The organism is Pseudomonas sp. C9 (genome assembly GCF_002000165.1).
In the GTDB taxonomy this organism is placed as follows: domain Bacteria; phylum Pseudomonadota; class Gammaproteobacteria; order Pseudomonadales; family Pseudomonadaceae; genus Aquipseudomonas.
Genome location: NZ_MPAK01000001.1, coordinates 5323697 through 5345747, shown reverse-complemented (window position 1 = coordinate 5345747; position 22051 = coordinate 5323697). Strand labels below are relative to the sequence as shown.

The following is a 22051-nucleotide window of genomic DNA, read 5'->3' as shown; positions in this document are numbered from 1 at the left end:
ATTCTTCTTCGCCGGGCCTATGATTGTTGTAGGACAAGATTTCTTCCACAGAAGAATGACGGTCAGCTCACTACAAGAAATTCACAAGATCGAGCGTAGAAGCCATGAACCAAGCGTACGAACCGCTGCAACTGCACGTTCCCGAACCATCGGGCCGTCCTGGCTGCAAAACCGACTTCTCCTACCTGCGCCTGACCGACGCCGGCACGGTGCGCAAACCTTCCATCGACGTCGAACCCGCCGACACCGCCGACCTGGCCAAAGGGCTGATTCGCGTGCTCGACGACCAGGGCAATGCCCTCGGTCCGTGGGCTGAAGGCGTACCGGTCGAGATCCTGCGCAAGGGCATGCGTGCCATGCTCAAGACGCGGATCTATGACAACCGCATGGTGGTCGCCCAGCGTCAGAAAAAAATGTCGTTCTACATGCAGAGCCTCGGCGAAGAAGCCATCGGCAGCGGCCAGGCCCTGGCGCTGAACGTTGATGACATGTGCTTCCCGACGTACCGCCAGCAAAGCATCCTGATGGCGCGAGACGTGCCGCTGGTGGACCTGATCTGCCAACTGCTGTCCAACGAGCGCGATCCGCTCAAGGGCCGTCAGCTGCCGATCATGTATTCGGTCAAAGACTTCGGTTTCTTCACCATTTCCGGCAACCTCGCCACCCAATTCGTACAGGGTGTGGGCTGGGGCATGGCCTCGGCGATCAAGGGCGACACCAAAATCGCTTCGGCCTGGATCGGCGACGGCGCCACCGCTGAATCAGACTTCCACACCGCCCTCACCTTCGCCCACGTGTACCGTGCGCCGGTGATCCTCAACGTGGTCAACAACCAGTGGGCGATCTCCACCTTCCAGGCGATTGCCGGTGGTGAAGCCACCACGTTCGCCGGTCGTGGCGTCGGTTGTGGCATTGCCTCCCTGCGGGTTGATGGCAACGATTTCGTCGCAGTCTATGCGGCGTCTGCCTGGGCCGCCGAACGCGCCCGCCGCAACCTCGGCCCGACCATGATCGAATGGGTCACCTACCGCGCCGGTCCCCACTCCACTTCCGATGATCCGTCCAAGTACCGTCCTGCCGACGACTGGAGCTACTTCCCGCTGGGCGACCCGATTGCCCGACTCAAGCAGCACCTGATCAAGATCGGTCACTGGTCCGAAGAGGAACACACCGCCGTCAGCGCCGAACTGGAAGCCCAGGTCATCGCCGCGCAGAAAGAAGCCGAGCAGTACGGCACCCTCGCCGGTGGCCAGATTCCAAGCGCCGCGACCATGTTCGAAGACGTCTACAAAGAGATGCCGGAGCACTTGAAGCGCCAGCGTCAAGAGTTGGGGATCTGACATGAACGACCACAACAACAATATCAAGCCGGAAACTGCCATGACCACGACCACCATGACCATGATCCAGGCCCTGCGCTCGGCCATGGATGTGATGCTTGAGCGTGACGACAACGTCGTGGTCTTCGGCCAGGACGTCGGTTACTTCGGTGGCGTGTTCCGTTGCACCGAAGGTTTGCAGAACAAGTACGGCACCTCCCGGGTGTTCGACGCGCCGATCTCCGAAAGCGGCATCGTCGGTGTCGCCGTGGGCATGGGTGCCTATGGCCTGCGCCCGGTGGCCGAGATTCAGTTCGCCGACTACGTGTACCCGGCATCGGACCAGATCATTTCCGAAGCCGCCCGCCTGCGCTATCGCTCGGCCGGTGAGTTCACCGCACCGATGACCCTGCGCATGCCTTGCGGCGGCGGCATCTATGGCGGCCAGACCCACAGCCAGAGCATCGAGGCGATGTTCACTCAGGTGTGCGGTCTGCGCACGGTCATGCCGTCCAACCCGTACGACGCCAAGGGCCTGCTGATTGCCTCCATCGAAAACGATGACCCGGTGATCTTCCTTGAGCCAAAACGCCTGTACAACGGCCCGTTCGACGGCCACCACGACCGCCCGGTAACCCCATGGTCGAAACACCCGGCCGCACAAGTGCCGGACGGCTACTACACCGTGCCGCTGGACGTCGCCGCCATCGCCCGTCCGGGCAAGGACGTGACCATCCTGACCTACGGCACCACCGTTTACGTCTCGCAAGTGGCCGCTGAAGAAACCGGCATCGACGCTGAAGTCATCGACCTGCGCAGCCTTTGGCCGCTGGACCTGGAGACCATCGTCAAGTCGGTGAAGAAAACCGGACGCTGCGTAGTCGTTCACGAAGCGACCCGCACCTGCGGCTTCGGCGCCGAACTGGTCGCCCTGGTGCAAGAGCATTGCTTCCACTACCTGGAAGCGCCTATCGAACGCGTCACCGGTTGGGACACCCCCTACCCGCACGCACAAGAGTGGGCGTATTTCCCTGGTCCGTCCCGTGTGGGCGCGGCTTTGCATCGGGTTATGGAGGTCTGAATGGGCACGCACGTTATTAAAATGCCGGACATTGGTGAAGGCATTGCAGAAGTTGAATTGTCGGTGTGGCACGTCAAGGTTGGCGACATGGTCGTCGAAGATCAGGTGCTGGCCGATGTGATGACCGACAAGGCGATGGTCGACATCCCTTCCCCGGTCCACGGCAAGGTGATTGCGCTGGGCGGTGTGCCTGGCGAAGTCATGGCGGTTGGCAGCATCCTGATCAGCATCGAAGTGGAAGGCGCGGGCAACGTTAAAGAGTCGTCCCAGCCGGCCCCTGTTAAAGAAGCACCGGTTGCAGCCCCTAAAGTTGAACCCGTTATCGCCAGCAAACCCGTCGCTGCCGCAGCGCCGCGAGTGGCTGCCTGCCAGGGCCCAATGGTGGCACGCGAGGCCGACGAACGCCCGCTGGCCTCCCCGGCCGTGCGCAAACACGCGCTGGACCTCGGCATTCAATTGCGTCTGGTGCGTGGCAGCGGCCCTGCCGGACGCGTGTTGCACGAAGACCTCGACGCCTATCTGGCGCAGGGTCAGTCGAATGCATCGACCGTGCCCTCTGCTTACGCCCAGCGTAACGACGAAGAACAAATCCCGGTCATCGGCATGCGCCGCAAGATCGCCCAGCGCATGCAGGACGCCACCCAGCGTGCAGCACACTTCAGTTATGTTGAAGAAATCGACGTCACCGCCGTCGAAGAATTGCGCGCGCACCTGAACGAAAAACACGGTGCGACTCGCGGCAAGCTGACCTTGCTGCCGTTCCTGGTCCGTGCCCTGGTCGTTGCCCTGCGTGATTTCCCGCAGATCAACGCCCGTTATGACGACGAAGCCCAAGTCATCACCCGCCTCGGCGCGGTGCATGTGGGCATCGCCACCCAGGCCGACATCGGCTTGATGGTGCCGGTGGTGCGTCATGCCGAAGCCCGCAGCCTGTGGGACAGCGCGACTGAAATCTCCCGTTTGGCCACCGCCGCACGCAATGGCAAGGCCAGCCGTGATGAACTGTCCGGTTCGAGCATCACCCTGACCAGCCTCGGTGCGTTGGGCGGCATTGTCAGCACCCCGGTGTTGAACCTGCCGGAAGTGGCGATTGTCGGCGTCAACAAAATCGTCGAGCGCCCAATGGTCGTCAAAGGCCAGATCGTGATCCGCAAGATGATGAACCTCTCCAGTTCCTTCGATCACCGTGTGGTCGACGGCATGGACGCGGCGCAATTCATCCAGGCCGTTCGCGGCTTGCTCGAACAACCCGCTACCCTGTTTGTGGAGTAAGGCATGCAGACTTTGAACACAACATTGCTGATCATCGGCGGCGGCCCCGGCGGTTATGTGACCGCGATCCGAGCCGGTCAGTTGGGCATCCCGACCATTCTGGTGGAAGGTGAATCGCTGGGCGGTACATGCCTGAATATCGGCTGCATCCCGTCGAAAGCGCTGATCCACGTCGCTGAGCAGTTTCACCAGACGCAACACCATAGCCAGCATTCAGCCTTGGGCATCAACGTTTCGGCACCAACCCTTGACATCAGCAAGAGCGTCGAGTGGAAGGACGGCATCGTTGATCGCCTGACCACTGGCGTCGCGGCGCTGCTGAAAAAGAACAAGGTCCAGGTCATTCAAGGCTGGGCCAAGGTGATCGATGGTAAAACCGTCGAGGTTGGCGACACGCGCATTCAGTGCGAGCACCTGGTGCTGGCCACCGGTTCGAAAAGCGTGAACCTGCCGATGCTGCCGATTGGCGGTCCGATCATCTCCTCCACCGAAGCCCTGGCGCCGACGTCTGTGCCCAAGCGACTGACCGTGGTCGGTGGCGGCTACATCGGTCTGGAACTGGGGATTGCCTATCGCAAGCTCGGCGCCGACGTCAGCGTAGTCGAGGCACAGGAGCGGATCCTGCCGGCTTACGACGCTGAACTGACTCAGCCGGTACACGACGAACTGAAAAAACTCGGTGTGAAGCTTTACTTGAAGCATAGCGTTCAAGGCTTTAATTCCTCGAACAATTCTATTCAAGTTCTTGATCCAAACGGCGACACCCTGAACCTGGAAACCGATCAGGTGCTGGTCGCCGTGGGTCGCAAACCGAACACCCAGGGCTGGAACCTCGAAGCGCTGAACCTGGACATGAACGGCTCGGCGATCAAGATCGACAACCGCTGCCAGACCAGCATGCGCAACGTGTACGCCATCGGTGACCTGAGCGGCGAACCAATGCTCGCGCACCGGGCCATGGCTCAGGGCGAGATGGTGGCTGAACTGATCAGCGGTAAAACCCGCGAGTTCAACCCTACCGCCATTGCCGCCGTGTGCTTTACCGACCCGGAACTGGTGGTGGTCGGCCAGACCCCGGACGAGGTCAAGGCGGCGGGTCTGGACTGCATCGTTTCGAGCTTCCCGTTCGCGGCCAATGGCCGGGCGATGACGCTGGAATCGAAAAGCGGCTTCGTGCGGGTGGTCGCTCGTCGGGACAATCATGTGATTGTCGGCTGGCAAGCGGTGGGCGTCGGGGTTTCCGAGCTGTCCACGGCCTTCGCCCAGAGCCTGGAAATGGGCGCGCGCCTGGAAGACATCGGCGGCACCATCCACGCGCATCCGACCTTGGGCGAGGCCGTGCAGGAAGCAGCGTTGCGAGCCCTTGGCCACGCGCTGCACCTGTAAAACCGTACGCAATACCTTGTAGCAGCTGACGAGCACCGCGAGGCAGCGGCCGGCGACGAAGTCGTCGCAAGACCTGCGACCCAGTGCTGTCAGGCACACCGAGCCAGCCGGATTACGACGACTTCGTCGCCGGACGCTGCCTCGCGGGGCTCGACAGCTGCTACACCGGGACGTATCGATGGTCGCAGAGATCGAATTGCAGGCTGCGAAATGGGTCCGGAATGAAGTATTGTTGTCCCCATCCAAAAAACGTCAGAAGCCTTGAACCGTTTCGACGGTTGTTCAGTGATAGAGGGTGTCATGGGTAACGAAAGCATTAATTGGGACAAGCTGGGTTTTGACTACATCAAGACAGACAAGCGTTTCTTGTCGTACTGGCGCAATGGCGAGTGGGACAAAGGCACCCTGACCGAAGACAACGTGCTGCACATCAGCGAAGGCTCCACCGCCCTTCACTATGGTCAGCAATGCTTCGAAGGCATGAAGGCCTATCGTTGCAAGGACGGTTCGATCAACCTGTTCCGCCCGGACCAGAATGCCCTGCGCATGCAGCGCAGCTGTGCACGTCTGCTGATGCCGTTCGTCGAAACCGAACAGTTCATCGAAGCGTGCAAGGCAGTGGTCCGCGCCAACGAACGTTTCATCCCGCCTTACGGCACCGGCGGCGCGCTGTACCTGCGTCCGTTCGTGATCGGCGTGGGTGACAACATCGGCGTGCGTACCGCGCCCGAGTTCATCTTCTCGATCTTCGCCATTCCGGTCGGCGCCTACTTCAAGGGCGGCCTGACCCCGCACAACTTCCTGATCTCCAGCTTCGACCGTGCAGCCCCACAAGGCACCGGCGCGGCCAAGGTCGGTGGCAACTACGCCGCCAGCCTGATGCCAGGCTCCCAGGCCAAGAAAGCGCACTACGCCGACTGCATCTACCTGGACCCGATGACCCACACCAAAATCGAGGAAGTCGGTTCGGCCAACTTCTTCGGGATCACCCACGACAACAAGTTCGTCACCCCGAACTCGCCGTCGGTACTGCCAGGCATCACCCGCCTGTCGTTGATCGAGCTGGCCAAATCGCGTCTGGGCCTGGAAGTGATCGAAGGCGACGTGTTCATCGACAAGCTCTCGGACTTCAAAGAAGCCGGCGCTTGCGGTACTGCTGCCGTGATCACCCCGATCGGCGGCATCAGCTACAACGATCACCTGCACGTGTTCCACAGTGAAACCGAAGTCGGCCCGGTCACCCAGAAGCTCTACAAAGAGCTGACCGGTGTGCAGACTGGCGACATCGAAGCGCCGGCGGGCTGGATCGTCAAGGTTTGATCTGACGTTGCAGTACGCTTGAGTAAAAAAGCCCGGCCATCCATTGGATGACCGGGCTTTTTTTCATCTGTACCATATTAATATTTTTATATATCAGTGCCTTACAGCAACTTCATGAGATGTTTCATAAACAGGAGCGGGCGATCCGCTTGAGGGCGGTAACATCAGTTCAAACCGCGTACTCAGTGCCTTGCGCCCCACCGCTGTCAACGTCAACGCCCGGCTGTCCAGATCCTGCGTCACCCATTTGCGCTGGATCGCGGTTTGCAGCAACGCTGCACCCAATGAGCCGCCCAGATGCGGCCGGCGCATGCTCCAATCCAGGCATGGGCAAGCGAAACGACGACGCAAGGTGTTCAGGTCCTTGACCTCGATCCCCAATCCTTCGAACAGCACCTCGCCACTGTCGCTCAGCCGATAGGCCTGCTCATCGGTTTCCAGCAACCAGCCTTTCTCCAGCATCCGGTCATGCAGCAACACCGCCAACGTCCCCGCCATGTGGTCGTAACAGGTGCGGGCAAATTGCAGCCGATCCGGCGTGCGCGAGTTGAACGTCGGCGCAGTGTTCTGGCCAATCACCATCAATGCTTCCAGTGCCTGGGCCACACGCTTGTCCGCCAGGCTGTAATAGCGATGGCGGCCCTGCACGTGCAGCCGCACCAGCGCCAGTTCCTTGAGTTTGGCCAAGTGCGCGCTGGCGGTAGAGGCGCTGACTTCGGCAATCGCCGCCAGCTCGGTGCTGGTGCGTGCGTGGCCGTCCATCAGCGAACAGAGGATTTTCGTCCGGGCCGGCTCCGCGATGGCTGCCGCGACCTGAGAAACGCCAATGTCGTGTTGTTCTACGTTCATATTTCGCTCCCGGACGAATCAAGGGCATTTCGGACTGGAGATAGTAGCAACACTTTCCCCACCACGAACAAGGCTGTGGCCCATGGACCCGATCATCGCTGCGACTCATGCCGACCCTTATCCCTATTACGCGCAATTACGTGCACAAGGCGGGCTGGTTTTTCACGAACGACTGAATATGTGGGTAGCCAGCACTGCCCGAGCCGTTGCCGCTGTACTGGCGCATCCCGATTGTCATGTCCGACCGGCGCAAGAACCGGTGCCCAAGGCGATTGCCGGTGGTATGGCGGGCAAGGTATTCGGGCAATTGATGCGCATGAATGAAGGCGAACGGCAGCGCTGTCCGAGGTCGGCGATTGAGCCTGGGTTAGCGCTGATTGATGTGGATGAAGTCAATTCGCTAGTGGCCGCGCGGTTGATCACGCCGCACGCCGATGGGTTATACAACGCCATGTTTCGCGGGCCGGTGTGCGTAGTGGCGGCGTTGCTGGGATTCACGCCGGCTCAGGGTCGGGCGATCAGCGAGCTGACGGCGGAGTTTGTTGCGTGCCTGTCACCGCTCAGCGATCAGGCTCAACTCGATGCCGCACAGGCTGCCGCCGAACACTTGCGGGGTTATTTGATTGAGCTGCTCGACGATTCAGACAACAACAGCCCGCTGCTCGCCGGGATTCGCGGGCGCTTTACGGGTGACCCCGAAACGCTGTTTGCCAATCTGATCGGATTGTTTTCCCAGACGTTTGATGCCACTGCAGGACTGATCGGCAATGCGCTATTGGCAGTGATTCGACATCCATTGCTACTGGAGGCACGCGCAGAAGATGTGATTGCCGAAACCCAGCGTTTTGACCCGTCGGTACAGAACACTCGCCGGTTTGTCGCCGCGCCGTGTGAAATCGAGGGGGTAAGCCTTGATTCGGGCGATGTGATTCTTCTGCTGTTGGCGTCGGCCAATCGCGATCCGCAGCTCAATGATCGTGCGGACGTCTTTCTGGTGGATCGCCCGCAGCGTCGCAGTTTTACCTTCGGCGCCGGAAGGCATCATTGTCCGGGGCACGTATTGGCGTTGGGGATTGCCAGTGCGACGCTGCGGGAGATTCTGGCGCATCGACCTGCGCTGGAGCAGTTTGCCTGGGCGTATCGGCCTTCGCTGAATGGCCGGGTTCCGGTGTTTCGTGACGCGTCATGAGACCTGTCAATCCATTAACGACCCGACACACTCTGCATCCGGCCAGAACAATGCCGCCTGCCCCCGATGCTCGCCGTGCTGATCGATCAGGGTCCAGACCTTGCCTTCGTAAATCATGAAGGCATGGCCGTCCCTGTCCACCCGCCAGCCGCTATAGCCATGAGCAATTCCGTTCGCCGTGACCTGTTCCAGCAGTGACTGGCGCATGGCTCGGTCCAACGGCGAAGCGCTGAACCGTGACGGCATGCCAAGGAACTGCTCGCGATCGTATTTGAAACAGGCCAGCGTCTGTTCATTGGCGTAGAAGAAACGGGGATCGTCTTCAGTGCCATGGGCTAACAGGCTGTAAGGCGCGTGCTCGTGCAACCAATGCAAGCGTTCCGGCCCGGTCAGTGATTCAGGGGCCGGCAGCCCCTGGCCGGTCCAGTGCCGATAAGCCTCGTCCAGCAACTGAACAGCCGCGTATTCGTTGATTGGCGACACGCGCCCTCCCATGCCATTGCGTTGGTGATACGACGCGCCATAGCCTATCCAAATCGATCAGAAAAATCCTCTGACCTTACCTTGCATTAATTACATCAGGTTAAAGGAGTAATTACCTGCGATGCGTTTATCGAGAGTGGCTTTCTCCCTAGAGTCACCGCAACAAAACCCGCGAGGCGCCATTGATGCAAACCCTACTGGACACGTCTCTGAGTTCTTTTGCCCGGACCGACCTTTTGCAAGGCCCGACGCCAATCCAGCGCGCTGAACGCCTTGAACAGCAGTTGGGTTTGAAGGCCCGAGGCATCGGCCTGTTCGTCAAACGCGATGACCACATGCTGATTGGCGGTGGCGGCAACAAGCTGCGCAAACTCGAATTTCATCTCGGTGCAGCGCTGGCAGCAGGGGTCGACACGGTCTTCACCATCGGCGGCCTTCAATCCAATCATGCGCGCCTGACCGCCGCGGCATGCGCCCGCCTCGGCATCGCCTGCGAACTGATCCTCACCCGTTCAGTGCCCAAAACAGAAGTGGACTACGAACTTAACGGCAACATCCTGCTCGACCAATTATTCGGCGCCACCCTCCGCGTGCTTGCCGGCGGCAGCAATTCACTCGCCGAAGCCGAGAATCGTGCCGAACACCTTCGGGGTTCCGGACGCAAGGTGCTGGTGATTCCTACGGGTGGTTCGACACCACTGGGCAGCCTTGGCTATGCGCGCTGCGCGGCGGAGATCGCGCAACAGGAAACCGAACTCGGCCTGGCCTTCAACCAGGTCGTGGTGCCGAACGGCAGCGCCGGCACCCACGCCGGGCTCGCGGCCGGGTTTGAGCTACTGGATCGAAGTGCCTCGCTGGTGAAGTCCTACTCGGTTTTATCAGACAGAGAAACTTCGGCGGCCCGAACCCTGCAACTGACTCAGGAAATACTGGCATTGCTGGGCAGCAGCGCCACTGTTCAGGCTTCAGATATTGTCATCGACGGCAGTCAGTTGGGCGATGGCTACGGCCTCCCGACGCCGGCCATGCGCGAGGCGGTGCACTTGATGGCTCGCGCAGAAGGCCTGTTGCTCGACCCGGTGTATTCCGGCAAAGCGTTTGCCGGGCTAGTGGCCGATCTCCGGGACGGGCGCTTCCAGCGTGGGGACAATGTGCTGTTTGTGATGACGGGTGGTGCGCCGGGGTTGTATGCGTATAGGGAGGCGTTTCAGGGGTGAGCCATTGAAACAACGGCCGCAATCTCAGAACTCTCCTACATCTATCAAATGCCCATTGATATAGCGTTCACATCGTTTTTAAAGGATGAGACAAGAACGCTAATGGCTCGTAAAACAGAGACACCTTTGGTTCAAAGCCCGACATCCGTCGACGGGCACCCTGCCTGTAACAGCCACGACCACCCGAAAACCATTCAGGACGCCCTTCATTTTTTTTGGATAAGCGGATTTTTAAAAGATGATCAGGCAGGTGACTTTCTAAAATACGAACTGACCGTTCCGCCTGAGTCAGAAGTCGCGATACTGTGTGTACTGGGCTGGAAGAATCTTGATCAAAGCGAGGACGGGGACTGTTTACTGACGGCCGGGCAGGTCCAACAAATCGCAATAGCGCTCAATGAGCAGCTACCGACTGAATTGGACCTCTTCATCGGGCTGCGGGAGTAGGTTTTCCAAACGTACCCACCGACGCCGATTCAACCCCAATGCCAGTCAATCATCCCGCGTCAGCACTTCCAGCAATTCAATCTCGAAAATCAAATTTGAGTTCGGCGTGATCTTGCCCATCGTCCGTTCGCCATAGGCCAGATGCGCCGGCACCAGCAATTTGCGCTTGCCGCCCACCTGCATGCCCATGATCCCTTGGTCGCAAGTTTTGCATATGTAGGTTGGTACTGATCTACAGCGAAGAGCGCCATTTGTAACAACAGCCGGAGCTTCAGACCCGTCCTACATCTTTCAAATACCCTTTGATATAGCGTCCGCATCGCTTTCAAAAAATGAAACAAGGACGCTCATGGCCCGCAAAACAGGCATACCCAGGATTCAAAACCCACCGTCAGGCGACGGGCACCACATCACCAGCCGCTACATGACCGCCTCCGAACTGGCAGAACGCGACGCGAGGAAAAAACATATGAAGACATGTTGGCCCGACAACAGGCATATGAAGACCGTTTCATAAGGCAACCTCAGCAACATGACCAGCCCAGCTCCAAGGGTTGCGTATTCGCCAAAAGTTGCAACCTCCCCGACGACGTAATCAACCACGACAATCCAACCGGGTTTGTCCCGGTCGAGAAATTGGCGGACTACGGAAAGTTCTCGCTTTTAGATGGCAGTGAAAGGGATGAAGCAGGAAACATACCTCTCAAAAAATCAGTGGTAGCGCATTACCTCGCTCCTTCGGAACACTGATTTTGGGTGGCGTAGGAGCTGCTGGCTCCGGGGCGGCTGCAAGCGGTGCGGGGGTAGTGACGGCTGGTGTTGTTGCTGGCGCTTTGGCGGGAGTCGTTGCGTTGCTCTGGCCATCGACGCTCGGGGACAGTTCTCTGTATTCGGAAGAACAGCTCAAATCACTCAAAGAAGGTCGCACCCGAGTTCGCCTGCATATAGAACAACAGGCCAACGGCACTTTGAAGGCATACGGATACAACACTCAAAAGCGCAGCGACTGGGAAATGATTCCTGTCGTGCAGTTCGTAGCACAAGGCTCTCAGCAAGTGGCTGACTTTGGTAACGGGGTAACGCTGATATGGACACCAGCCGTAGATCCGTCGAGCACTTCGGGAATACCGCCGCTAGAAGGAGCTCCACAAGCTCCGCAAATCTGGATTTATCCGCCTACACCAGCGGCTGACAGCATCATTGTTAACCCGATCTACCCGCCTGAGTACAAGGACTTCATCCTTGTTTTTCCGGCTGATTCCGGCATCAAGCCTCTTTACATTGTCTTTTCCCTGCGATTCGATGCTGCCAGGTACCATGGAAAGACGGATACACCAGTTAAAAGTAAGGGTCCCGAGAATGGCCAGGATGCTTTGGATAATTCAGTACAGGTAAAACCTACATCGGAACGCAGGATTGGTATTGATCCCAAAACGAACGAGTTTGTCGTCTTTGATCATACGGGAGGGGACGATTACCACGGACATGTCAGAGCATGGAATAAACTCCATCAAGATATGAAAAATGTATTGATCAAGGCAAAAAAAGCCGACACCAAGGGAAACATCCTGGGAGCTAAACAGTGAGTCTTATCTACCACGATCCGTCGATTAGCCATGACGAAGCAGTCAGTCTCGTTGATACCGGCTTAGAAAGGAACATTGTCACCGCGCTGATTTCCATCGGATTAAATGAGCAAGACAGTGCCTGGGCTCAGACCATTTGCCTGAAACATCTCGAGAGTGGCACTCAGTCGGTGGCTGCGGCAGCAATCACCGCACTCGGCCATGTAGCCCGCAGATTCGGTGAGCTTGAAATGCAAGCCGTGATGCCCGCCCTTGATTCCGTAAAAGGAAAATTCCCTGCACTTGAAGCCACAGTTGCTGACACGCTCGACGATATTGAAATGTTCACCTGACTCGCTAAATCAAAACCAGAAATCACCCTCCCAACACATAAAAACCCCACCATTTCTTCTAACAGAGATGGCGGGGTTCGCCATTTCAGCCCACACCCAACAAATCAATCATCCCGCGTCAGCACTTCCAGCAGTTCAATCTCGAAAACCAAATTCGAATTCGGCGTGATCGCCCCCATCGAACGCTCGCCATAGCCTAGATGCGCCGGCACCAACAGCTTGCGCTTGCCGCCCACCTGCATGCCCATGATCCCTTGGTCCCAGCCCTTGATAACCCGACCGGTGCCGATCACGCACTGGAAAGGTTTGCCACGGCTGCAGGAAGAGTCGAATTCAGTGCCGTCTTCCAGCCAGCCACGGTATTGGGTAGTGATCAGCGCGCCTTTGACAGCGGCTTTGCCGTCGCCTGGCTGGAGGTCGATGATTTGCAGTTCTTCATTCATGACGATGTTTCATCTGTTGGCGGAATTCGAGGGGCGTGGTTTTCCCAGAAAATCACCCGGCTGGCAACTGCTCAGGTGCCTTAATCTCGGTGAGACAACATTTCCACGACTTTCTTGCCTTCCTTCTGCTTCGCCTCGACCGCGAAGTACTGGCCTGTGACATGCTGATGATCTCCAGCAGGCGGACGATCACGAAGCTGAGGGCGTGCCAATCAAGTCTAGCGCTGGCTGCAAAGAAAGCGACTGTAACCCGGTGACCGGGTGAACTAACATAAACACCTAATCCTCCTCGGTTTAACACCCCAATGATGGCGATCCCTGAATGAATCCGCTCTGGACCAGCGCAGCCATCGGCTCAGTCCTGCTTGCCCTGCTCATCGCGATGATCCATCGGGAACGTTCGCTGAAAAAGCAATTGGCCGAATGCCGGACGCTGATCGCCAGCCTGTCCCAGGGACCTTCGGTGCGCCAGGATGGCGATGTCGAACGCTTCAAGCGCAGCCAATATTTCGCCCGCATTGGCACCTGGGACTGGGACGTCGACACCGAAAAACTTTACTGGTCGGATGCGATCTACGGCATGTTCGGCTTCAAGATCGGCGAAGTGACGCCCTCCTACGCCCTGTTTTGTTCCTGCGTACACCCGGAGGACCGGGCCAGCGTGCGCGCCGGGGAGCTGCGCTGCCTGGAAACCGGCGAAAACCATGACGAGGAATACCGCGTGGTCTGGCCCGACGGCAGCATTCACTGGCTGCGAGAAACCGGCAATGTGGTCAAGAACGACCACGACGCCACCATCAAAATGATGGGAGTGGTGCGCGACATCACCGAGGAAAAAGCCTCCGCCAGTTACCTGCAACACCTGGCTCACTACGACCCATTGACTGGCCTGCCCAATCGCCTGGTGCTCGAAGAACGCTTGTCCGAAGCGCTGGAACAAGCACGCATCAGCGCCACCCGGATTGCGCTGGTGTTTGTCGACCTCAATGGTTTCAAGGCGATCAACGACCACTACGGTCATGCCGCCGGCGACCGCGTCCTGATCACCACCGCCACACGTTTGAAGACGATCTTGCGCTCAACCGACACCGTCGCCCGCATTGGCGGTGACGAGTTCGTGGTCATCCTTCAAGGCTTGTCCAAAAACATCTGCCTGCAGGAAGAAGCCCGCACTATCTCTCAGAAAATCTTCGTCGAACTGTCACCACCGATCACCATCGGCAACGATCAGCGCCACATCGGCACCAGCCTGGGCGTCGCGGTGTTTCCGGACCATGCACAGAGCATGGACCGGCTCATTCATATTGCGGACCTGGCGATGTATGAAGCCAAGCGCAGTGGCAATAATCAGTATCGGTTGGGCGGTGAAAGCGCTGTGCAGGCTCGTCTCTGACTGTTTCGATGATTCTGTCCCGCACTGTACCGGGAGTTGCGCCCCGGGTCGGCGTAGGCTGCGTAAAAACACCCGGGATCAACCGCCATGCACATCGCCATTCTGACTTTCGACGGTTTCAACGAACTCGACTCCCTGATTGCTTACGGCATGCTCAGCCGGGTTTCGCTGCTGGGCGACAAGGACTGGCGCGTGAGCATTGCCTCGCCGACATCGCGGGTCACGTCGATGAATGGTTTGACCATCGACGCGCACATTGATCTGGCCGAGGCCTGTCAGGCGGATGCGGTGCTGGTCGGCAGTGGCAGGAAGACCCGGGAAGTGGCCGTGGATTCGACGATCATGGACCAACTGCGCTTCGACCCAAGCCGCCAGCTACTGGCTGCGCAGTGTTCTGGCACTTTTCTGTTGGCAAAACTCGGGCTGCTTGGTGACGCGCCCGCGTGCACCGATTCCATCAGCAAACCGTGGGTGCAGGCGGCCGGGGTCAATGTGGTCAATCAGGCGTTTTATGCCAATGGCAATGTCGCCACGGCGGGAGGGTGTTTGTCGGCGCAGTACCTTGTCGCGTGGTTGCTGGCACGTTTGAAGGGCACTGAAACGGCGCACGAGGTACTGCACTATTTCGCGCCCGTGGGTGAGAAAGAAGGCTACGTGGCGCAAGCGTTTACTCACATCGAGGCCCATCTGTAGCGGCACCGCCCGCAAGTGCATTGATCCGTTTGGCGCATCAATGCATGCCAACAATGCACTTATCATATCGATCTTCCTGCTCCACTATCCGCCCCAATAAGAACCGTGCTCCGCGTCCAGGCGGGCACGTCATAAAAGCGGTGGAGTACACGTCAATGACAACATCAATCCCGACCGGGCGCTCCCGCGCCAGTGCGATTTTCCGGGTCACCTCGGGCAACTTCCTCGAACAGTTCGACTTCTTCCTTTTCGGCTTTTACGCCACACAGATCGCTGCGGTGTTCTTCCCCGCCAGCAGCGAGTTCGCGTCCTTGATGATGACCTTCGCCGTGTTTGGTGCAGGCTTTCTGATGCGCCCACTGGGAGCCGTCGTACTGGGTGCGTACATCGATGACGTGGGCCGGCGCAAAGGGTTGATTGTCACGCTGTCGATTATGGCGAGCGGCACGATTCTGATTGTGTTGGTGCCCGGCTACGAAACCATCGGGTTATTCGCACCTGCCATCGTGCTGATTGGCCGATTGCTTCAAGGCTTCTCGGCCGGAGCGGAAATGGGTGGTGTGTCGGTGTACCTCTCCGAGATCGCCACCCCCGGCAACAAGGGCTTTTTCACCAGTTGGCAGTCTGGCAGCCAGCAGGTAGCAATCATCGTTGCGGCGGCGCTGGGCTATGGGCTCAACCAATGGATGGCGCCCGCGATGATCGCCGACTGGGGCTGGCGGATTCCGTTTTTCGTCGGTTGCATGATCGTGCCGTTCATTTTTTTCCTTCGGCGCAACCTGGAAGAAACCGAGGAATTCGCTGCGCGCAAACACCGGCCAAGCATGGCTGATGTGTTCCGTACCCTGGCACAGAACTGGGTCATCGTGTTTGCCGGGATGATGATGGTCGCGCTGACCACCACTGCGTTCTACCTGATCACGGTCTATGCACCGACCTTTGGCAAAACCGTGCTGCACCTCAGCACATCCGATGCATTGTTGGTGACCTTGCTGGTGGGTGTCTCGAATTTCATCTGGCTGCCGATCGGGGGCGCGTTGTCCGACCGTATAGGCCGGCGTCCGGTGTTGATTGCCATGGCTCTGCTGACCCTTGCCACCGCGTATCCGGCGCTGACCTTTCTGGTGAACGCACCGAGCTTCATGCACATGTTGCTGGTGCTGTTATGGCTGTCGTTCATTTACGGCTTGTACAACGGCGCAATGATCCCCGCGCTCACCGAAATCATGCCGAGTGAGGTTCGAGTTGCCGGCTTTTCTCTGGCTTACAGCCTGGCAACGGCGGTGTTTGGTGGTTTCACGCCGGCGATGTCGACGTTTCTGATCCAGTACACCGGCGACAAGGCCGCGCCGGGTTACTGGATGAGTTTCGCCGCGCTCTGCGCCTTGGGCGCAACGCTGTATCTGTATCGCCGTTCGACCGGTCGCCTGCAACCGGCGGTGTCTTGATCCTGCCCTTTTCGAGAACATGGACATGAACAAACTATTGAAATTTGCAACCCTGACGCTGGCTGCCAGCCTTGGCCTGAGTAATATCGCGCAGGCCGAAGAGATCCGCGTGATGACCTCCGGTGGTTTCACTGCTGCGTACAAAATCCTTGGCCCGAAATTCGCCGAGTCTACCGGTAATACCCTGGACACCGCTCTCGGCCCTTCCATGGGCAAAGCCCCGGAAGCGATCCCGAATCGTCTGGCCAGAGGTGAGAAAGCCGACGTGGTGATAATGGTCGGTTACGCCTTGGATGAACTGATCAGGCAGGGCAAAGTCGACCCGGCTTCTCGGGTTGAACTGGCGGACTCGCGAATTGGGCTGGTGGTACGCGAAGGTACTCCCAAGCCAGACATCAGCTCCGTCGACGGTCTGAAAAAGACCCTGCTCGATGCCCGCTCGGTTGCTTATTCCGACAGTGCCAGCGGCGTGTACATCGAAGATCAACTGTTCAAGCGACTGGGCATCGAAGACCAGCTCAAACCCAAGTCGAAGATGATCCCGAAAATCCCGGTGGGTTCGGTCGTTGCCAGTGGCGACTATCAATTGGGTTTTCAGCAGGTCAGCGAATTGCTGCCAGTGCCGGGGGTGAGTTTTGTAGCGAAGATTCCGGAGTCAGTGCAGTCGGTGACCCGATTCGCCGCCGGTATTGCGGTGGGTGCGCAACACCCTGCGCAAGCCAAGGCCTTGCTTGAGTACCTGGCCTCCTCAGCCGCTCAGTCGGATGTAAAGTCAACAGGGCTGGATTCTGTCAGCCGCTGATCGCAGGTGACTGCACTTTCATTTCCACCACCAGCCGCTCCAGTTCCAATGCTGCCGGGGTCAATGTACGACCCCGGCGCTTGATCAGACCGACGCTGCGCATCACTTGCGGTTCGATCAATGGCACCCGGGTCAGGATCGGATGATCTGCCGCTGGCATCGCCATCAGCGGCACCGCCGCGATACCCAATCCCGCTTCCACCAGGCCAATCATTGTCGTCACATGCCGCGTTTCGCAGATGCTCGGCCGCTGCGGCACGATGCCGGTCAGCGCCTGATCCAGCAAGAAGCGGTTGCCCGAGGTTTTGTCCAGCGAGATGTAATCCTGCTGATAGAACTCGTCCCAGGTCACGCTGCTGCGCCCGGCCAGCGGGTGATCGCGCCGACAAGCCACCACGTAGCCCTCCTTCACCAGCGGTTCGAACTCGACTTCGGCCTCCAGCGTGCCCATGAAACTCAGGCCGAAATCCGCCTCACCGTTGACCACTGCACTCAGCACCTCGTGCGCGCTGGAATCCAGCACTTTGACTTTGATCCGTGGGAATTGCCGGTGGTAATGGGCGATTACCCGCGGCATGAAGTAGTAAGCCGCCGACGGCACGCAGGCAACCGTGACATGGCCGAGCCGGGTCGAGGCCACTTCGCTGATGCCCAGCAACGCCACGTCCAGGTCATCCAGTAACCGCTCGACACTGGGCATGAAACCGCGTCCCGCCTGGGTCAGGCTGACCTTGCGCGTGGTGCGCTCGAACAGTCTCACACCCAGGGCATCTTCAAGTTTTTCGATCCGACGACTCAGTGCTGGCTGGGAGATACGCACCGTATCGGCGGCCTTGCGAAAACTGCCCTGCTCAACCACCGCGCGAAAAGCCTGGAGATCGTTCAGGTCAAAATTGATGGCCATCGGTGTGTACTCGTGAACAAACAGATTAATCAGCTTATCCTATGAATGTGACTAATTGATGCAAAATGTAACTGCACCTTCAGCATCAGCGCGCTTCAACGGTGTAGACGCTAACCCCGTTTATGTTCATAGCTGACGCCTCTCGCCTCAGCCTTTATCCTTGCCCCCCCGCCGTACCGTTGTTGGAGTCAGTCATGCCCCATGAAGGCAACCTTTTACAAGCCGCTGTCGTGTTTCTGTTCGCGGCGGTGCTCGTCGTTCCCCTGGCCAAACGCATGCAGTTGGGTGCCGTGTTGGGTTATCTGTTTGCCGGCGTCCTCATCGGGCCGTCGGTGCTGGGGCTGATTGGCAACCCGCAAAGCGTCAGTCATATCTCTGAACTGGGCGTAGTGTTGCTGCTGTTCATCATTGGCCTCGAGCTGTCGCCGCGGCGCTTGTGGGTGATGCGCAAATCGGTGTTTGGCGTGGGCCTGGCGCAGGTGCTGCTGACCGGTTCGGTCATCGGCGTAGTCGCCTTGTTCGTGTTCGGCCAACCGCTGAACAGCGCCATCGTGCTCGGTCTGGGCCTGGCCTTGTCGTCGACAGCCTTTGGCTTGCAAAGCCTCGCCGAGCGCAAGGAACTGACCAGCCCTCACGGCCGCCTGGCGTTTGCGATTCTGCTGTTTCAGGACATCGCCGCGATCCCGCTGATTGCTATGGTGCCGTTGCTGGCCGGCGGTGATCACACTTCCACTGCTGCGCAAGACTTGAATCACGGCTTACGCGTGCTAGGCAGCATTGCCGTGGTAGTGATCGGTGGGCGTTACCTGCTGCGACCGGTGTTTCGCGTGGTCGCCAAAACCAGTCTGCCAGAAGTGTCCACCGCGACCGCGCTGTTGGTGGTGATCGGCACGGCGTGGTTGATGGACCTGGTCGGCGTGTCCATGGCGCTCGGTGCGTTCCTCGCCGGGCTGCTGCTGGCTGACTCCGAGTACCGTCATGAACTGGAAGCGCAGATCGAGCCGTTCAAAGGCTTGTTGCTGGGGCTGTTCTTTATGAGTGTCGGCATGGGCGCCAACCTGAGCCTGTTGCTCAGCGCACCGATTGCAGTACTCGGGCTGACCCTGCTGCTGATCGCAATCAAATTGCCGCTGCTGTTTGTGGTCGGGCGATTGGCTGGTGGGCTGGGCAAGGTCAGTGCGATCCGCTTGGGCATCGTGCTGGCGGCCGGCGGTGAGTTCGCGTTTGTGGTGTTCAAGATCGGCCGCGACCAGGGCTTGTTCGAACCGCACCTGTACGACTTGCTGGTGCTGACGATCACCCTGTCCATGGCGGTGACACCGCTGTTGTTGCTGCTGTGCGCACGTCTGTATTCGCCGAAGGTGCAACCGGTCGTGGTGCCCGAGAAATTCCGCCACATCGACACCGATACGCCGCGCGTGGTGATTGCCGGCATGGGCCGGATGGGGCAGATCGTCGCGCGGATTCTGCGGGCGCAGAACATTAAGTTCGTGGCGCTCGATACCTCGGTTGAAACCATCGAACTGTCCCGCAGTTTCGGCGGCGTGCCGGTGTTCTATGGTGACCCGATGCGCCCGGAAATCCTCAGCGCGGCCAAGGTCGAGCAGGCGGAATATTTCATCATCGCCACCGATGATCCCGACACCAATATCAAGACCGCCGAGGTCGTGCACCGGCTGTATCCGCACATCAAAATCATCGCCCGTGCACGTAACCGTCAGCATGTGCACCGGTTGGTGGACCTTGGCGCCGAGGCCATCCGCGAAACCTACTATTCGAGCCTTGAGATGAGCCGGCGCACGTTGGTTGGCCTGGGTCTGACCCAGGCCCAGGCCGATGCGCGGATCAAGCGCTTCCAGCATCACGACGAACAGGTGCTGGAAGCACAGCATGCGGTTTATGACGATGCAGCGAAGGTGTTGCAGACGGCGCAGGAAGCGCGGGCGGAGTTGGCGAAACTGTTTGAGTCGGATCAGTTGGAGGAGCAGGAGGCGAGCAAGGTTTAAGCGGTGTGGCGACTGTGATGACGCCATCGCGAGCAAGCCATGCTTCCACAGTGTGACAGTGTGCCCCTGTGGGAGCATGGCTTGCCCGCGATGAACGATGACGCGGTGCAATGCCAGGCGCCTCCCAAAAATCAGTTGGAAAACACGTACTCGCCCTTGACCCTTTTCGAGCCGACGAAGCCCAGGTCCGGGAACAGCAGCACTTTTACCCAAGCGACAAAACACACGATGCCCAACGTGATCACAAAACCGGCCACGGTCATCACCGGGTCTTCCTCATATCCCTTGAACATCCGCGAGATCTGGCTGACGGTCAGAATCAAGTAAAGGGTGTAGGCCCGTGCCGAGTTCTTGTAGAACCCCCAGGCAAACGCCAGCGGCACCAGCACCGCAAACAGTGTAAAAAACACCACGGCACCGGGGCCGATCGTCGAGCCCAGGTAAAATCCGCTGACGGCACCTAGCAAGGCTTGAACGCACATCAGTGCGAGCAAAATATTGACCTTGAGTGCGTGTTTTTCCCGTAACGCCGGATCCGCTCGGGCGCCAATCCAGTAAGCCAGTACCCGGTCCTTGACCGCCCCACCGGAGAACGCCTTGAACGTTTCGGTTTTGGAGCGCCCGGCTTCGAGCATTGCCACCAGTTGCCGCTTGATTTCCTTTTTGTCCAACTCACTACTCCCCTTTCAAAGACAACCCAATTCAAGAACCGTGGCGGGCATCTTCGCTTTATTGGAGGCCACAAAGCAAAACGCCGCTTCCACCAGAGGCAGAAGCGGCAGAGGCATGTGCCTCAAGGGATCAATGCATGAACAAGGCGATCAGGATGATGATCGGGATGGGCACGCCGAGGAAGAACAGCAGTAATGAGCGCATGATGATTCTCCTGGGTTAACGAACAGGTTGCAGCGAAGCGGTGGTGAGGTAGGCGTCGGTCTCGACATACACCACAGCGTCCCGGCGGCGACCGCCGAAGGTTGCGGCGAGGCTGGCGAAAAAAGCGCCGATCAGCAGTGCGATAAACATCCACAACGAGGTCCAGGCGGCGACTTTCGCGGCCGAGTCGGCGGCTTGCTGTGCGGCCAGTTTGGCGTCGGCAACGGCTTTTTGCGTACGGGCGTAGACGTCATCGACACGGCGTTCAGCGTCTGCCTGAGTCAGGTTGGTCCGCTGTGTAACAAGTTGCGCCAGGTAAGTCCGATCTTCGGCGGTCAAGCCGTTGTTACTCAGGCTGCGCATGAAGATGCGTGTGACCGTGCCACGCACGGCGTCATCGCTGACCGCTGCCGGGCGATCGTCACGAAACAGGCTGTCGACGAAGTAACCGTACTGATCGCTGTCGGTATTACTGGCCGCAGTGCTCGCCGCTTGAGTGGCCGCACTGGCCGCCCCGCCAACCACGCTCGCCCCGGCTTGCACACCGCCACTGACGATGCTGCTGACCGAGCCGACCACCAGGGTCGCGGTCACCAGCGTCGCCACGCACCAGGCGAGAAAGCCATGGGCGGTATCACGGAAATACACCTCGTCACCGTGCAGGTTCGCCCACTTGATCCGCAGGCGACCGGCAATGTAGCCACCGAGCCCGGAAGCGACGATTTGCGTCGCCGCCAGCCACACGATGGTTGATATGCCCAGGCCCTTGGTGCTCACGCCTTCATTGGCCCACGGCGATACCGCGGAAAAACCCAGGCCGACACCGAGCAGCAAAAGGATCAACGACAACGCCGCAGCGGCAGCTGCCCCGGCGAAAATCGCGCCCCAGGACACCCCAGACAGCGTGCTTGTTTCTTCTGCGATGGGATAGAAACCTTCAGAGGATCTATTCATTGTTGTATCGCTCCAGGCAGGAAAGAGGGTTTACAACGCAGCCGTTGCAGT

General features: G+C 58.9%; 20 protein-coding genes and 2 pseudogenes. 15 read left to right on the top strand and 7 right to left on the bottom strand.

The window, feature by feature from the left end; genetic code table 11:
- The first annotated feature begins 104 nt into the window (after positions 1-104).
- From BMS17_RS25055 to BMS17_RS25035, 5 genes are all read left to right on the top strand, one after another.
- Positions 105-1340 carry a 3-methyl-2-oxobutanoate dehydrogenase (2-methylpropanoyl-transferring) subunit alpha gene (locus BMS17_RS25055; RefSeq protein WP_046031440.1) on the top strand — a complete coding sequence of 412 codons (1236 nt, stop codon included), beginning with the start codon at positions 105-107 and terminating at the stop codon, positions 1338-1340.
- Between the two features lies 1 nt (position 1341).
- A complete protein-coding gene (locus BMS17_RS25050; RefSeq protein WP_046031441.1) occupies positions 1342-2400 on the top strand; it encodes an alpha-ketoacid dehydrogenase subunit beta in 1059 nt (352 codons plus the stop codon).
- Positions 2401-3672, top strand: a complete 1272-nt coding sequence (locus tag BMS17_RS25045; protein WP_046031442.1) for a dihydrolipoamide acetyltransferase family protein — start codon at positions 2401-2403, stop codon at positions 3670-3672.
- A 3-nt stretch (positions 3673-3675) separates the two neighbouring features.
- Complete coding sequence (lpdA, locus tag BMS17_RS25040) at positions 3676-5058, top strand: dihydrolipoyl dehydrogenase (protein ID WP_046031443.1); 1383 nt, start codon at positions 3676-3678, stop codon at positions 5056-5058.
- 300 nt (positions 5059-5358) lie between these two features.
- Positions 5359-6378, top strand: a complete 1020-nt coding sequence (locus BMS17_RS25035; RefSeq protein ID WP_007948490.1) for a branched-chain amino acid aminotransferase — start codon at positions 5359-5361, stop codon at positions 6376-6378.
- Between the two features lie 93 nt (positions 6379-6471).
- Here the strand turns inward: BMS17_RS25035 and BMS17_RS25030 are convergent, their stop codons facing one another.
- A complete protein-coding gene (locus BMS17_RS25030; RefSeq protein ID WP_077432014.1) occupies positions 6472-7227 on the bottom strand; it encodes a helix-turn-helix transcriptional regulator in 756 nt (251 codons plus the stop codon).
- An 82-nt stretch (positions 7228-7309) separates the two neighbouring features.
- Here BMS17_RS25030 and BMS17_RS25025 point away from each other — a divergent pair, with 82 nt between their 5' ends.
- Positions 7310-8416, top strand: a complete 1107-nt coding sequence (locus tag BMS17_RS25025) for a cytochrome P450 (protein ID WP_077432013.1) — start codon at positions 7310-7312, stop codon at positions 8414-8416.
- Between the two features lie 6 nt (positions 8417-8422).
- Here the strand turns inward: BMS17_RS25025 and BMS17_RS25020 are convergent, their stop codons facing one another.
- Complete coding sequence (locus BMS17_RS25020) at positions 8423-8911, bottom strand: MEKHLA domain-containing protein (RefSeq protein ID WP_077432012.1); 489 nt, start codon at positions 8909-8911, stop codon at positions 8423-8425.
- A 173-nt stretch (positions 8912-9084) separates the two neighbouring features.
- On the opposite strand from BMS17_RS25020, the gene BMS17_RS25015 reads away from it, so the two are divergent.
- Positions 9085-10116 carry a D-cysteine desulfhydrase family protein gene (locus BMS17_RS25015; RefSeq protein WP_077432011.1) on the top strand — a complete coding sequence of 344 codons (1032 nt, stop codon included), beginning with the start codon at positions 9085-9087 and terminating at the stop codon, positions 10114-10116.
- 102 nt (positions 10117-10218) lie between these two features.
- Positions 10219-10563, top strand: a complete 345-nt coding sequence (locus BMS17_RS25010; protein WP_309475387.1) for a pyocin S6 family toxin immunity protein — start codon at positions 10219-10221, stop codon at positions 10561-10563.
- 45 nt (positions 10564-10608) lie between these two features.
- Here BMS17_RS25010 and BMS17_RS25005 read toward each other — a convergent pair.
- Positions 10609-10773 (bottom strand): annotated as a pseudogene (locus BMS17_RS25005) (FKBP-type peptidyl-prolyl cis-trans isomerase); the annotation flags it as partial.
- Between the two features lie 139 nt (positions 10774-10912).
- On the opposite strand from BMS17_RS25005, the pseudogene BMS17_RS25000 reads away from it, so the two are divergent.
- A pseudogene (locus BMS17_RS25000) lies at positions 10913-12149 on the top strand (S-type pyocin domain-containing protein).
- Entirely contained in the window at positions 12146-12481 is a 336-nt protein-coding gene (locus BMS17_RS24995) for a hypothetical protein (RefSeq protein WP_077432009.1), read from the top strand. The pseudogene BMS17_RS25000 and the gene BMS17_RS24995 overlap by 4 nt, the downstream one beginning before the upstream one ends.
- Before the next feature lie 104 nt (positions 12482-12585).
- Here BMS17_RS24995 and BMS17_RS24990 read toward each other — a convergent pair whose 3' ends face one another.
- Complete coding sequence (locus BMS17_RS24990; RefSeq protein ID WP_077432008.1) at positions 12586-12924, bottom strand: FKBP-type peptidyl-prolyl cis-trans isomerase; 339 nt, start codon at positions 12922-12924, stop codon at positions 12586-12588.
- 322 nt (positions 12925-13246) lie between these two features.
- On the opposite strand from BMS17_RS24990, the gene BMS17_RS24985 reads away from it, so the two are divergent.
- The 4 genes from BMS17_RS24985 to BMS17_RS24970 all read left to right on the top strand — a co-directional run bounded on the left by BMS17_RS24985 (position 13247) and on the right by BMS17_RS24970 (position 17260).
- On the top strand, positions 13247-14317 hold the full coding sequence (locus tag BMS17_RS24985; protein WP_046031450.1) for a sensor domain-containing diguanylate cyclase: 1071 nt from the start codon (positions 13247-13249) through the stop codon (positions 14315-14317).
- Between the two features lie 87 nt (positions 14318-14404).
- On the top strand, positions 14405-15010 hold the full coding sequence (locus BMS17_RS24980; protein ID WP_046031451.1) for a DJ-1/PfpI family protein: 606 nt from the start codon (positions 14405-14407) through the stop codon (positions 15008-15010).
- Between the two features lie 155 nt (positions 15011-15165).
- A complete protein-coding gene (locus BMS17_RS24975; RefSeq protein WP_077432007.1) occupies positions 15166-16458 on the top strand; it encodes an MFS transporter in 1293 nt (430 codons plus the stop codon).
- Between the two features lie 25 nt (positions 16459-16483).
- Positions 16484-17260: a substrate-binding domain-containing protein gene (locus tag BMS17_RS24970; protein WP_046031453.1), complete on the top strand. Its 777-nt coding sequence runs from the start codon at positions 16484-16486 to the stop codon at positions 17258-17260.
- Here BMS17_RS24970 and BMS17_RS24965 read toward each other — a convergent pair.
- Positions 17250-18164 carry a LysR family transcriptional regulator gene (locus BMS17_RS24965; protein WP_046031454.1) on the bottom strand — a complete coding sequence of 305 codons (915 nt, stop codon included), beginning with the start codon at positions 18162-18164 and terminating at the stop codon, positions 17250-17252. The genes BMS17_RS24970 and BMS17_RS24965 overlap by 11 nt on opposite strands.
- A 194-nt stretch (positions 18165-18358) precedes the next feature.
- Here BMS17_RS24965 and BMS17_RS24960 point away from each other — a divergent pair, with 194 nt between their 5' ends.
- Positions 18359-20170, top strand: coding sequence for a monovalent cation:proton antiporter-2 (CPA2) family protein (locus BMS17_RS24960; RefSeq protein WP_077432006.1), 1812 nt, complete (start codon positions 18359-18361; stop codon positions 20168-20170).
- A 131-nt stretch (positions 20171-20301) separates the two neighbouring features.
- Here the strand turns inward: BMS17_RS24960 and BMS17_RS24955 are convergent, their stop codons facing one another.
- Both BMS17_RS24955 and BMS17_RS24950 read right to left on the bottom strand, forming a co-directional pair.
- Entirely contained in the window at positions 20302-20841 is a 540-nt protein-coding gene (locus BMS17_RS24955) for a hypothetical protein (RefSeq protein ID WP_046031456.1), read from the bottom strand.
- Between the two features lie 220 nt (positions 20842-21061).
- Positions 21062-22000 (bottom strand): hypothetical protein, encoded by a 939-nt coding sequence (locus BMS17_RS24950; RefSeq protein WP_077432005.1) that lies wholly within the window; start codon positions 21998-22000, stop codon positions 21062-21064.
- Positions 22001-22051 lie beyond the last annotated feature (51 nt).

Bases quoted from the DNA above. Each gene is read 5' to 3' on its own strand.
- BMS17_RS25055 (WP_046031440.1), top strand. From the start codon at position 105: ATGAACCAAGCGTACGAACCGCTGCAACTGCACGTTCCCGAACCATCG.
- BMS17_RS25050 (WP_046031441.1), top strand. From the start codon at position 1,342: ATGAACGACCACAACAACAATATCAAGCCGGAAACTGCCATGACCACG.
- BMS17_RS25045 (WP_046031442.1), top strand. From the start codon at position 2,401: ATGGGCACGCACGTTATTAAAATGCCGGACATTGGTGAAGGCATTGCA.
- lpdA (WP_046031443.1), top strand. From the start codon at position 3,676: ATGCAGACTTTGAACACAACATTGCTGATCATCGGCGGCGGCCCCGGC.
- BMS17_RS25035 (WP_007948490.1), top strand. From the start codon at position 5,359: ATGGGTAACGAAAGCATTAATTGGGACAAGCTGGGTTTTGACTACATC.
- BMS17_RS25030 (WP_077432014.1), bottom strand. From the start codon at position 7,227: ATGAACGTAGAACAACACGACATTGGCGTTTCTCAGGTCGCGGCAGCC.
- BMS17_RS25025 (WP_077432013.1), top strand. From the start codon at position 7,310: ATGGACCCGATCATCGCTGCGACTCATGCCGACCCTTATCCCTATTAC.
- BMS17_RS25020 (WP_077432012.1), bottom strand. From the start codon at position 8,911: ATGGGAGGGCGCGTGTCGCCAATCAACGAATACGCGGCTGTTCAGTTG.
- BMS17_RS25015 (WP_077432011.1), top strand. From the start codon at position 9,085: ATGCAAACCCTACTGGACACGTCTCTGAGTTCTTTTGCCCGGACCGAC.
- BMS17_RS25010 (WP_309475387.1), top strand. From the start codon at position 10,219: ATGGCTCGTAAAACAGAGACACCTTTGGTTCAAAGCCCGACATCCGTC.
- BMS17_RS24990 (WP_077432008.1), bottom strand. From the start codon at position 12,924: ATGAATGAAGAACTGCAAATCATCGACCTCCAGCCAGGCGACGGCAAA.
- BMS17_RS24985 (WP_046031450.1), top strand. From the start codon at position 13,247: ATGAATCCGCTCTGGACCAGCGCAGCCATCGGCTCAGTCCTGCTTGCC.
- BMS17_RS24980 (WP_046031451.1), top strand. From the start codon at position 14,405: ATGCACATCGCCATTCTGACTTTCGACGGTTTCAACGAACTCGACTCC.
- BMS17_RS24975 (WP_077432007.1), top strand. From the start codon at position 15,166: ATGACAACATCAATCCCGACCGGGCGCTCCCGCGCCAGTGCGATTTTC.
- BMS17_RS24970 (WP_046031453.1), top strand. From the start codon at position 16,484: ATGAACAAACTATTGAAATTTGCAACCCTGACGCTGGCTGCCAGCCTT.
- BMS17_RS24965 (WP_046031454.1), bottom strand. From the start codon at position 18,164: ATGGCCATCAATTTTGACCTGAACGATCTCCAGGCTTTTCGCGCGGTG.
- BMS17_RS24960 (WP_077432006.1), top strand. From the start codon at position 18,359: ATGCCCCATGAAGGCAACCTTTTACAAGCCGCTGTCGTGTTTCTGTTC.
- BMS17_RS24950 (WP_077432005.1), bottom strand. From the start codon at position 22,000: ATGAATAGATCCTCTGAAGGTTTCTATCCCATCGCAGAAGAAACAAGC.